General features: G+C 36.8%; 13 protein-coding genes and 1 tRNA gene. 5 read left to right on the plus strand and 9 right to left on the minus strand.

Annotated elements, in window-relative coordinates; genetic code table 11:
• From FGM01_RS05715 to FGM01_RS05730, 4 genes are all read right to left on the minus strand, one after another.
• Window positions 1-237 (minus strand): DUF6327 family protein, encoded by a 237-nt coding sequence (locus FGM01_RS05715; protein ID WP_143410158.1) that lies wholly within the window; start codon window positions 235-237, stop codon window positions 1-3.
• Window positions 237-596, minus strand: coding sequence for a phage holin family protein (locus FGM01_RS05720; protein WP_143410159.1), 360 nt, complete (start codon window positions 594-596; stop codon window positions 237-239). The genes FGM01_RS05715 and FGM01_RS05720 overlap by 1 nt, the downstream gene beginning before the upstream one ends.
• 6 nt (window positions 597-602) lie before the next feature.
• Window positions 603-974 (minus strand): YtxH domain-containing protein, encoded by a 372-nt coding sequence (locus tag FGM01_RS05725; RefSeq protein WP_143410160.1) that lies wholly within the window; start codon window positions 972-974, stop codon window positions 603-605.
• Between the two features lie 126 nt (window positions 975-1,100).
• Window positions 1,101-2,780 (minus strand): glutamine--tRNA ligase/YqeY domain fusion protein, encoded by a 1,680-nt coding sequence (locus FGM01_RS05730; RefSeq protein ID WP_143410161.1) that lies wholly within the window; start codon window positions 2,778-2,780, stop codon window positions 1,101-1,103.
• Window positions 2,781-2,960: 180 nt separating this feature from the next.
• Between FGM01_RS05730 and folB the strand changes: the two genes are divergently transcribed.
• Both folB and FGM01_RS05740 read left to right on the plus strand, forming a co-directional pair.
• Window positions 2,961-3,317 (plus strand): dihydroneopterin aldolase, encoded by a 357-nt coding sequence (gene folB / locus FGM01_RS05735; protein WP_143410162.1) that lies wholly within the window; start codon window positions 2,961-2,963, stop codon window positions 3,315-3,317.
• Window positions 3,318-3,368: 51 nt separating this feature from the next.
• Window positions 3,369-3,439, plus strand: a tRNA-Cys gene (locus FGM01_RS05740).
• A gap of 380 nt (window positions 3,440-3,819) precedes the next feature.
• Here the strand turns inward: FGM01_RS05740 and FGM01_RS05745 are convergent.
• Together FGM01_RS05745 and rnr are read right to left on the minus strand one after the other, a co-directional pair.
• Entirely contained in the window at window positions 3,820-4,548 is a 729-nt protein-coding gene (locus FGM01_RS05745) for a LysE family translocator (RefSeq protein WP_143410163.1), read from the minus strand.
• 95 nt (window positions 4,549-4,643) lie between these two features.
• Window positions 4,644-6,842 (minus strand): ribonuclease R, encoded by a 2,199-nt coding sequence (gene rnr / locus FGM01_RS05750; protein ID WP_143410164.1) that lies wholly within the window; start codon window positions 6,840-6,842, stop codon window positions 4,644-4,646.
• A 415-nt stretch (window positions 6,843-7,257) separates the two neighbouring features.
• Here rnr and FGM01_RS05755 point away from each other — a divergent pair, with 415 nt between their 5' ends.
• From FGM01_RS05755 to FGM01_RS05765, 3 genes are all read left to right on the plus strand, one after another.
• Window positions 7,258-7,500: a DUF2007 domain-containing protein gene (locus FGM01_RS05755; RefSeq protein WP_143410165.1), complete on the plus strand. Its 243-nt coding sequence runs from the start codon at window positions 7,258-7,260 to the stop codon at window positions 7,498-7,500.
• 514 nt (window positions 7,501-8,014) lie between these two features.
• Window positions 8,015-8,455 carry a ribose 5-phosphate isomerase B gene (rpiB, locus tag FGM01_RS05760; protein ID WP_143410166.1) on the plus strand — a complete coding sequence of 147 codons (441 nt, stop codon included), beginning with the start codon at window positions 8,015-8,017 and terminating at the stop codon, window positions 8,453-8,455.
• A 5-nt stretch (window positions 8,456-8,460) separates the two neighbouring features.
• Window positions 8,461-8,907 (plus strand): GNAT family N-acetyltransferase, encoded by a 447-nt coding sequence (locus FGM01_RS05765; protein ID WP_143410167.1) that lies wholly within the window; start codon window positions 8,461-8,463, stop codon window positions 8,905-8,907.
• Here FGM01_RS05765 and FGM01_RS05770 read toward each other — a convergent pair.
• From FGM01_RS05770 to rnpA, 3 genes are read right to left on the minus strand one after another with little or no spacing between them, the layout of a single operon-like run.
• Window positions 8,904-9,722 carry a sterol desaturase family protein gene (locus FGM01_RS05770; RefSeq protein WP_143410168.1) on the minus strand — a complete coding sequence of 273 codons (819 nt, stop codon included), beginning with the start codon at window positions 9,720-9,722 and terminating at the stop codon, window positions 8,904-8,906. The genes FGM01_RS05765 and FGM01_RS05770 overlap by 4 nt on opposite strands.
• A 10-nt stretch (window positions 9,723-9,732) precedes the next feature.
• On the minus strand, window positions 9,733-11,367 hold the full coding sequence (locus tag FGM01_RS05775) for a S41 family peptidase (protein WP_143410169.1): 1,635 nt from the start codon (window positions 11,365-11,367) through the stop codon (window positions 9,733-9,735).
• A 4-nt stretch (window positions 11,368-11,371) separates the two neighbouring features.
• Window positions 11,372-11,740, minus strand: coding sequence for a ribonuclease P protein component (gene rnpA, locus FGM01_RS05780; protein ID WP_143410170.1), 369 nt, complete (start codon window positions 11,738-11,740; stop codon window positions 11,372-11,374).
• Window positions 11,741-11,744: the final 4 nt, after the last annotated feature.

An 11,744-nucleotide genomic window follows, 5' to 3' on the forward strand; every position in this document is an offset into this window, starting at 1 on the left:
TTATTTTTTCCTGGTAGAAGCTACAACCCGCTTTACCCCCATTATCTTAGAAACTGCCTTTAAAACCAATGCTTTTTGGATAATTGAACCTATAGTACTCCCAATAAGGGAAACAGGAGACAGACTTTCTTTGGTTTGATCTATGCTAAGTTTGATCTCTTCCTTGTCTATTTCTGTCTGAAGCTTCAGGATCTTAAGATCTTTATCTATTTCGTCGAAGGAGGAATATATACGCATTACTCTTCTTTTTCATTAAATACGGTTTTAGAGAATTTCCTTAAAACTAATTTCTCTATTGGTTCTTTACCAAAAATAAATATCAGGACGAACACAATTAAATAGAAGCCGCCCACAATAAAATATCCGGAACTTGGTTCCCCAATTGCTTCACTAATAATAATTGCCAGGGCAAAAGAAAGCATCATTCCAGCCACGCTCAAAAGAAAACCCATAATGAGGAATCGAACCAGAGCGGTCCCTCCTTTCATTCCCTGTTTAAAGGCTAAGAGTTTATAATATTCAGAATTGCTATGCATATAGCTCTGAATATTAGAATTTAGATCATGTATACTGTTGGATATTTTCTCAAATGCCATAAACGATTATACTACTGCTTTATCTGGAGAACTACCTGATGATTTACCAGTTTTATCTTTTTGCAATTTAGCATTCTGCTTTCTCAATTCTTCCAACTTGGTCTCCATTGCAGCTAAAATATCATCTGCTTTATGACTGGCAGTAGACAAAGTTTCTTCCAGTCTTTGCTCAAAATCCATTCTCGCTTTTTTGGCTTTTTCGCTCAAATTAGAGCTTGTCTCCTGATAACGCTTATTCAGGTTATCCTGAGCCTTCTGTGCATCTTTTTTCAGCTTTCCACGGGTCTTTTCGCCACTGTCTGGTGCATAAAGTAATCCTACTCCGGCACCAATAGCCGCTCCAGTAATTAATGCCAAAAGTGTATTTCCAGTGCTCATAAGTTTTTGAATTTTAAGTTAATATTCTATCAAAGGTAACGGATGCGTCTACTATAGGTTGTTAACAACCGGTTAATATGTTAAAAAACCTGTATTAAAATATTCTTAAAATACAGTAATCTACTCCTAGTTACTAATCTTAGCCCAGGAATCACGCAAGCTCACAGTCCTGTTAAATACAGGCTTCGCCGTAGTTGAATCCTTATCCACACAAAAATAACCAATACGCTGGAACTGTACCTTATCCTGCACCTGTGCATCTGTAAGGCTTGGTTCCAAATATCCGGTTACCACTTTGAGTGAATCTGGATTTACAAATTCAAGATAGTCTTTATCTTTAACACCGTCAGGGGTTTCTTCAGTAAATAACCTGTCATAGAGCCTTATTTCAGCTTTTATAGCATGCTTCACAGATACCCAATGCAGCGTACCTTTTACTTTTCTAAGAGATTCCTCAGTACCACTACCACTTTTACTTTTTGGATCATAAGTACAGTGGATCTCTGTTATATTTCCTTCGCTGTCCTTTACTACATCCTCACCTTTAATAATATAGGCGTTTTTTAATCTTACTTCTTTACCCAGGGTAAGCCTGAAGAACTTGCGATTAGCACTTTCTTTAAAATCTTCCCTTTCAATATATAATTCTCTTGAAAACGGAACCTGTCTGCTTCCTGCAGATTCATCTTCAGGATTATTTTCAGCCTCCAGCCATTCCTCTTCTCCTTCAGGATAGTTGGTAATTACCAGCTTAACCGGATCCAGAACACCCATGACCCGGGGAGCGATCTTATTCAGGTCTTCACGGGCACAGAACTCTAGGTGCGAAACATCAATTAGATTCTCTCTTTTACCAACTCCTATGGAATCTGCAAATTTCCTGATTGCATCGGGGGTATATCCCCTTCTTCTCAATCCTGAAATAGTTGGCATTCTTGGATCATCCCAGGAATCTACAATACCTTTTTCCACCAATTGAAGCAATTTTCTTTTGCTTACCACAGTATGACTAAGGTTTCGTCTGGCAAATTCGCGCTGCTTAGGCTCAAAATCGCCGGGTTTACTTACTTTACTAATAAACCAGTTATATAATTCACGGTGGGGAAGAAATTCGAGGGTACAGAATGAATGCGAAACCTGTTCAATAAAATCACTTTCACCATGAGCCCAGTCATACATAGGATATATTTTCCATTCGGTCCCGGTACGGTGGTGACTTTTATGAAGACAACGGTACATTACAGGATCTCGCATCAACATATTCGAAGCCGCCATATCTATTTTGGCTCTGAGCACGTCCCCTTTTTCCGGAGTATCTCCGTTCTTCATTTTCTCGAAAAGCTCCAGGTTTTCCTCCACAGACCGGTTTCTGTAAGGACTTTCTTTACCCGGCTGGGTAGGAGTTCCTTTCTGTTCTGCTATTTCTTCTGAAGTCTGGCTATCCACATAGGCATCCCCATTTTTTATCATTTCTACAGCCCAGTCATACAACTGCTGAAAATAATCTGAAGCATAACATTCCCTGGCCCATTTAAATCCAAGCCATTCTATATCTGCTTTTATAGCATCCACATATTCCTGCTCTTCCTTTGCGGGATTAGTATCATCAAAACGAAGATTAACCGGGGCGTTGTAACGCTCGCCCAATCCAAAATTTAAACAGATCGAGGAAGCATGCCCTATATGTAAATATCCATTAGGTTCTGGTGGAAACCTGAACTTAAGCTGATCCTTTTTATATTCCTTTTGCAGATCTTCTTCAATAATTTGTTCAATGAAATTAAGCGACTTTTTCTCTTCGGCCATAACTAATATAAAATGAAGAGCAAATTTATCAAATTTTAAGTCGCCCGCATACTAAACCTGGAGAAAGCTTACTAATTATAAACTATCTTCATAATCAGAAAAATCCTTTCTATAACAAGTTGGAATAGTTTGTTCTGTGATAAAGCATATTTATTGGATATTTTAGCAAAAAAAAAAAAAGTGGGAGTAATAAAACTGAAGAACATCAAGGTATTTTCCTACCATGGATGCCTGGATGAGGAAAGTAAAATTGGCAGTGAATACCGCGTAGATCTAAAGGTTCACGGTGATCTTTCACACTCAGCCAAAACAGATGATTTGAGTGATACCATAGATTATGTACATTTAAATAAAATCGTAAAAGAAGAAATGGCTATAAGGTCAAAATTACTGGAAAGTGTGGCTGAAAGAATATTGAAACGTATCATGAACGAACTCATTATGGTTCAGAAAGCTAAGGTTGATGTTTCAAAAATAAACCCGCCAATAGGCGGAAATGTAGCTATGGTAACGGTAAGCAGAACGAAATCCCGTTAGATTTTAGTTTTGAAACTTAAAATTTTTATTACATTTGCCATCCTGTAAAAGGGCATCGTGGCCGAGTGGCTAGGCAGAGGTCTGCAAAACCTTGTACAGCGGTTCGAATCCGCTCGATGCCTCAAAAAGCTTCCTGTAATCAGGGAGCTTTTTTTATTTATAAAAGTTAGGTAATACAGCGGTTCTCCCGAAGCATCGGGACGCTCGATGCCTCAAAAAGCTTCCTTTAATCAGGGAGCTTTTTTATTTATATAAGTTAAGTAGTACAGCGGTTCTCCCGAAGCATCGGGACGATCGATGCCTCAAAAAGCTTCCTTGAATAAGGAAACTTTTTTTATTGATTATCATCACAATTAGTACATAACTACTTCCAAACCATAGAGGTTTCTATATGGAATTACTATTGGGAAAAGTTACCTTGCCTCTTCAAATTCAGAATATAAGACACAGAGTAAACCCCTTTAAGTTATATTCTTCAAATTATTCTTTATAAAAATATTGACTATTCTTCCCCGGAAGTGAAGTTTTCAATTTTGCCTATAAGTGAATCATTTGGGGTGATCTCTTCGATCTGGTCTTTGATCTCATTTACCTGTTCTGGAAAAACTCCCTGGAAAATCAATACACTGCCAAAAACGATCAATAAGACACTTATCGCTTTTTTCATTATATAGATTCTGTTAGGCGTGAGTTTTCTGTTTAGTTTCTTAGCAAGGAGGATCTTGGCGATATCAACGATAAGGTAAGTAAGCAAAACACTACCTAAAAAAACTGATATCCGGTTTGGGACCATATCCAGTTTAGGGCCAAATACAATGATTACTCCCAGCCAGAAACCCAATACACCAATATTGATAAAATTTAGAATAAAACCCTTCGCACACAGACTGAAATAGTCGCTTTTACCAAGTTTCCTTATCTCTGGAGTTTCCTCATCTGTAATAAGCACTTTCTTGGTCTGTATAAAACTCATCAGGCCATAGGTCGCAAGGATCATCCCACCGAAAATAAATAAGGCAGGATCATCTTTAAGCCTTTCGAGAAGTTTTGTGGTACTAAAATAGGCAATGAAGATAAAAACAACATCGGCAAGGATTACCCCAACATCTAAGGCAAAGGCTGCTCTAAACCCTTTTATTGCAGCTGTTTCCAGCAATACAAAGAAAACCGGACCAAATAAGAAAGCCAGGAAAAATCCAAGTGGTAGGGCAGCTAAAACGTCCTGTAACATACAGTTAAGTTGTTTTGCAAATGTAAACTTTTTGTTCTTTTTACAGAATCAGGGTTTTCAAAGCAAATCCTTCGGAACAGATTAAAAGATACCCGTTAACTCGCTTCAACCTCTGCCCTGTTCCCCAGCAAGGTAAAATCAAGGTGTCTTCTTATCAGATCGGCATTTTTAACTTTTACATATACTTCATCCCCAAGGGTATAAGACTGGCCTGTCTTTTTACCTACAACTGAGAATTCATCCGGATTAAATTCATAATGATCATCGTTCATATCTCTCAAACGTATCATTCCCTCGCATTTATTTTCTACGATCTCTACAAAAATACCCCATTCGGTTACCCCGGAGATCACACCAAGGAATTCTTCATTTTCGTGATCCTGCATGAATTTTACCTGCATGTATTTAATAGAATCCCTTTCGGCATTGGTTGCCAGGTTTTCCATTTCACTACTATGATGACATTTTTGTTCGTATTCTTCCTCGCTGGCAGATTTCTGGCCGTCAAGATAATGTTGTAATAACCTATGCACCATCACATCAGGATATCTACGAATAGGAGAAGTGAAGTGGGTATAATAATCAAAAGCTAAACCATAATGCCCTATATTTTCAGTTCCATAATAGGCTTTACTCATGGTTCTTATGGCCAGCGTATCCACCATATTCTGTTCTTTCCTGCCTTTTACATCTTCCAGTAAATTGTTTAAGGAAGCAGTGGTGGTACTACGATCCTTTAAATTTAATTTATGGCCAAACCTGCCCACTATGGTTTGTAAGGCAGCTAGTTTCTGGTCGTCTGGTTCATCATGACAACGATAAACAAAAGTCTTTTTAGGGCTTTGTTTACCTATGAATTCTGCTACTTTCTTATTGGCAAGCAACATAAATTCTTCTATTAATTTATTTGCATCTTTAGCAGTTTTAAAGAATACCCCAACCGGTTCATTTTCTTCATTTAAGTTGAATTTCACCTCAACCTTATCAAAAGAGATCGCTCCATCACGCATTCTGCGGGAACGCATCTTTTTAGCCAGCCTGTTTAAGGTTACTACAGCTTCAACTAAAGCACCACGCACACTGTAAGCATGGTTTCTTATAGAAACATCATCAGGAATAGTCCCGGTTCCTGTTTCAATAATATGCTGAGCTTCTTCATAAGCAAAACGTTCATCAGAGTAGGTTACTGTTCTTCCAAACCATTGGTCTACAACTCTTGCATTATCATCAATTTCAAAAACGGCTGAAAAAGTGAACTTTTCTTCTTTCGGTCTTAAAGAACAGGCGTTATTAGATAAGATCTCGGGTAACATAGGCACTACCCTGTCTACAAGATATACCGAAGTTGCCCGGTCATATGCTTCATCATCCAGGATCGTTCCCGGTTGAAGATAATGTGATACATCTGCAATATGGATCCCGATCTCGTAATTCCCATTTTCCAGTTTTTGAAAACTTAAAGCATCGTCAAAATCCTTGGCATCCTTAGGATCAATAGTAAAAGTAAGCACGTCACGCATGTCCCTTCTTTTATTGATCTCTTCCTCATTTATGGAAGTATCTATTTCATTGGCAAAATTTTCTATTTCCTCAGGGAATTCATGGGGTAATCCATATTGAGCCAGGATAGAATGAATTTCAGTATGATGTTCACCGGGAGTTCCAAGCACTCTGGTGATCTTTCCAAAAGGAGAATCAGCTTTTTCAGGCCATTCTTCGAATTCAACCACCACTTTATCTCCGTTTTCTGCTCCATTAAGTTTATTACCGGAAACAAAAAAGTCTGTATACATAGATTTATCATCTATAACTACAAACCCGAAATCCTTCTTTTGCTGAAGAGTTCCTACGAATTCTACCCTTTTTCTTTTAATGATCTTGGTTATCTCACCTTCAGATCTTTTCCTTCTGCGTCTGTTATAAACATAGATTTCTACCGTATCACCATCAAAAGCCGCATTGAGATCCTTTTGAGCGATGAAAATATCATCGGCGAATTCTTCTACCATCACATAGCCATAACCCTTTGTGGTTAGGTCCAGTACACCGGTAAAGTAATTCTTATTTTCTTCGATTGTGAATTTTCCACGATCTATCTCTTTTATCTCTTTTTTAGCCGCTAACTGGGCTAATTTTTTGATAATCTGATTCCTACTGCTGGCATCGTTAACTCCAAGGACTGAAGCTATTTGTTTGTAGTTGTAAGTTTTTCCGGAATTTTTGCGAAGTATGTCAATGATACTTCTTGATAAGTTTCCTGGTATTTTAGGACTACTCTTTTTCTTTCTATTCATTATCACTTAGTATACGATAAAATTACGTCAATATAATAACACCTGATGAAATTCATTTTAAAGTTTTGTTAAGTCATTGAGGATTAATTAGGTACATTAAATAGTCAAAAAATAAAAAATTTATATTTTTTTTATTTCTTTTAAGATTTATTCTTAATAATTTCTTAATTTTACTTTAACATTCCCCCCGACTACTAGCACTATTTTGGTTGTAACATTATGAAAGTCAGCAAGTCAGTCAAATTCTCCGCATTATTTTTCCTGATATTTATATTTGGAATTCTCTTTTTTGTGAACAGCATTAACAAAACTCTGGACAAAAATTCGCAATCTTTTGAAAAAGAGCATTTCCAGCAAACCTTAGCTTCTACCTTATCTGAATAAATCCTACCTTTAAGGTAGTTAATCCTTGAAGATGAAAGAATATTTATGCCTGGCGACCTTTACCTATCCCCACGAATATTTTGTTGTTAAATTAAAATTCGAAGAGGCAGGGATACGTCATTTCTTTCAGAACGAAACTCTCATTGGTCTTTTACCCCTTTCTTCAGTAGCCTTTGGCGGAATCAGGTTAATGGTCCACCCTGCAGATCTTACCATAGCAAAAGAAATCATAGATTCTTTAAATGACAAATCTTCTCATCTAAGGATAGTTTAGTTATAAACATTATATATCATATTTATTATTTCTTCTTTTTAAAAAAATTTAAATGATGTTATATGATGGTGTGTTCATTTGTACAACAATTTTTTTAAGCTTTGTTTGGTATTTCACTTGTAAACTTTTGGTAACAGGTTATCAACACAGCTGTTAATTGCTAAGTCCTTGAGCCTCTAGTGATTTTAAGAATTACTTAACAAAAGTTCATAAAATTTATACAATAGATTTTATTGAAAAGTTAGAAGTTAACAATTGTGAATAACCTGTTTTTGGGTGCTCATAAGTATCTTAAAAATTCTATAGTTATAATTTGATTTATTCAACCCAATTCTGGTATTGTTATTATTATCTTAAAAAACAAATTTCTTTGTGAGATTTTCATCAAAGGTTTTGAACAATGTACTGTCAATTTTAAAGCACTGGAAAATAAGAGATTCTATAAAGTAATTAACAATCAAAATTAAGCCGGTTAACAGCCTCTTTTTTTAACTTTGTCACAAACAACTCAACTATGAAAATATCAATTGGAAATGATCATGCCGGTACAGGTTATAAGGAAATGATCAAGGAAAAGCTGGAATCAATGGGACACACTGTTACTAATTATGGTACAAATTCTGAAGACAGCGTTGACTATCCAGATTTTGTACATCCTGTCGCTGAAGATGTGGAAAATAAAAAAGCAGATCTTGGTATCATTATATGTGGTAGTGGCAATGGAGCTAACATGACCGCTAATAAGCACCAGGGCGTTCGTTCTGCCTTATGCTGGAATGTGGAGATCGCAAAGCTTGCCAGGGAACATAATGATGCTAATATTATAAGTATTCCTTCCAGATTTGTGGCAGAAAATCTGGCTACAGAAATGGTAGAAACCTTTGTCAACACAGATTTTGAAGGTGGTCGTCACCAAAGAAGAGTAGATAAGATCCCGGCAAAAAAGTATTGTTAATAAGCATGGATCTAACCATAGAAGTAAAAAAGTTCAGTGATTTGAAGCTCACTGAACTTTACGATATTCTGCAACTACGCTCAGAAGTTTTTGTAGTCGAACAGGATTGCGTTTACCAGGATATTGATGGTAAGGATGATAAGGCCTTACATATAATTGGATTCAAAAATGGTAATATAGTAGCTTATACGCGGTGTTTCGAACCCGGTTATTATTTCGACCAGGCCTCTATAGGCAGAGTCGTGGTAAAAGAATCTGAAAGAAGGTATGGTTACGGTCACGAGATCATGAAAGCTTCAGATAAAGCCATCAGGCAGAATTACCAAACTTCAAATATTAAACTTTCAGCTCAGCAGTATTTGATCAAATTTTATCAGGCTCACGGTTATGTAACCACCGGTGAAGGTTACCTGGAAGATGGTATTCCACATATCGCCATGATCAAGGATTAATTCCTTGTTTTGATACTTCGGTTAAATGGAATTTTTAACTGGTAGCTTATCTTATCTGAAGTACTGTCTTCGATTAAATCTATTCCGTAGCGTATCTTTTGAGTTTGATCATAAACGAATGTTCCAAAGATCCTGTCCCAGATACTAAGCATATTGCCATAGTTACGGTCTGTCCAGGGTAGCTTATAGTGATGATGGAATTTATGCATATTAGGAGTTACGAAAATATAACTTAAAGTTTTATCTATTCTTAGCGGCAAATTGATATTTGCGTGTGTAAAATATGTAAAGAAAACGCTTAGGATCCTGTAGAAAAAATAAAAGGCTACCGGCATACCCATTATGATTACTGCAACAAGAGCGAAAGATTCACGAATTATAAAATCCAGGGGATGATGTCTGGTTCCCGTAGTTGCATCAACATGCGTGTCTGTATGATGAATTAGATGTAACCGCCACATCCATTTGACCTTATGTAATAGAAAATGCACAAAATATTGAGCTATCAGGTCAAGAACAATAATAGCTAATACTAGTTCTATCCAGGTGGGTAATTCTATAAGTTGAAGTAAGCCAAATTGTGTTTTATCCAGCCAGATAAAAATCCCGGCAGTGAGTATGCCAAAGAGTGTATTTATAAGCAATACAAATCCCAGGAAAATAAAATTGGTCCGGGCATGTTTCCATTTATCGTAGTTGAATTTTACCAGAGCATAATAACCTTCCAGAATCCAGAATCCACCAAGGATCAATACTATCCAGGACAATTTTTGCCAGACCGGCATTTCCTCGAAGAATAGTAAAAAATTATTCAAAACCTTAGATCTACTTTAAAATCCTGGAGTATTCTGATGGATTATTCAATATGGATTTCGCTTTATTGATCTCCGGATTGTTTTGGGTATAAAACTCATATAAACCTTCCTTGTAAAAATATCTTTTAATGATCTCGTCGGTAAGAAGGCTCACAATCTCAGGTTTTTTGTTTTCCAGTTCCTGAGCTTTAAATTCATTTATCCGGGCTTTTATTTTATTGACTTCTGAAGCTATTTTACTTTTCAATTCTTCATCTTCAGCTTTATCCATCATTTCGCTTAATTCTTTCTCTGTTGCCGTTTGATATTCAAAATCTGAATTTTTCAGGAAGCTTTTAAAGTCTTCATAATCTGAATCTGTAAAGCTGAAATTCTCCGGATCCTCCAGATTATGGGAATAAAAATACTTAGTGGCATAATCAAAAATAGCATCCTGTAATAAAAGAGAATTGGTGATATCACTAAACTCTGAGGTTTCCAGCTTTACATCTGGCAATACGCCTCCTCCATCAAATACCTTACGGCCGTTTCTTGTTTTAAATTCATTATAATCTTCCACTTTTGTTCTTACAGCTTTACCGTCTTCATTTCTCCTTCTATAATCCAATGCCTGTATGCAACGCCCGCTGGGAGTAAAATATCTCGATATCGTTATCTTTAACTGAGTGCCGTATGCCAGCTCACGTGGTCTTTGTACAAGGCCTTTTCCAAAACTCCTGGCGCCAACAATAACTCCGCGATCTAGATCCTGGATCGCCCCGGCTACTATTTCACTGGCAGAGGCACTCCTGCCGTCAACCAGAACAACCAATGGAATTTTAGTATCTACAGGCTCTTTTTTAGTGTAGTACTCCCGGTTATATTTTTCAATCACAGATTTGGTGGTTACTATAAGTTCGCCCTGATTAATAAAGATATTACTTACGTTGATCGCTTCATTTAATAATCCACCGGGATTACCCCTCAGATCCAGGATGATCTTATCTGCTCCTTTGTTTTTTAGATCTTTCAATGCACGGACAACTTCAGTGGATGCCTTGGCATTAAATCTCGAAAGAACGATATAACCAGAATTATCTTCTAAAAGTTTATAAAATGGAACTGCCTTAAGATCTACGGAGCTTCTTCTCAAAGAAGTTTCTTTAATTTCTCCCTGTCTTTTATAAGTAATATTAATATCGCTGTTAGGCGCGCCATTAAGGAGCTCTCCTGCATCTTCTTTAAAATCTGCTACATCGATATTCCCTATCCTGATTATCTCGTCCCCGGCCTTTAAACCTGCTTTATCTGCAGGATAATCTTTATATGCCTCGATAACTGTAATACTGGTAGGACCTGCTTTTACCAAAGCACCTATCCCGGTATATTCCCCGGCACTGTTTATCCTTGCTGCCTCCACATCCTGCTCATTCCAGTAATTGGTATAAGGATCCAGGTCTGTAAGCATGGATTTAATAGCCGTATCCATCAGGGCCGCAGGATTGGTTTCATCTACATAATTCATATTGATCTCTTTGAACAGCGTGGTAAAAATCTCTATCTGTTTGGCGATCTCAAAAAAGTCTGATTTAAAGCTGATCGTACCAAAAAAAATTCCAATTAGTAAGACCGGCAATAGGATGATTTTATTAAAGCGTTTTTTCATAAACTTAATTTTTATGACTGAAGTTCTTCAGAAGTTTGATCATGCTCGCTTCCAGTTTATCATAGGGCATTTCCTCACGGGAAATATAAATAAACATAAAAGCATGTGAAGAGGATAAATCACTGGTAACAAGATACTTATTTTTTCTGAAAACCTCCCGCATCAACCGCTTAATTCTATTGCGCTTTACGGCAGTTTTAATCAGTTTCTTTGGTACTGAGACCCCGGTTTTAAGGACTCTTCCTTCAACTTCTTCAATAGAGGTATATACCAATTTAAGCGGGAAAGACTTTATACTCTTTCCTTCTATAAATAAGCTGTCTATTAATTTCTTACTTTTTAAACGCTCCTGCTTTCCGAATTCCTGGTTCATGTTG

It is taken from the genome of Christiangramia sabulilitoris (assembly GCF_007050985.1).
Taxonomy (GTDB): domain Bacteria; phylum Bacteroidota; class Bacteroidia; order Flavobacteriales; family Flavobacteriaceae; genus Christiangramia; species Christiangramia sabulilitoris.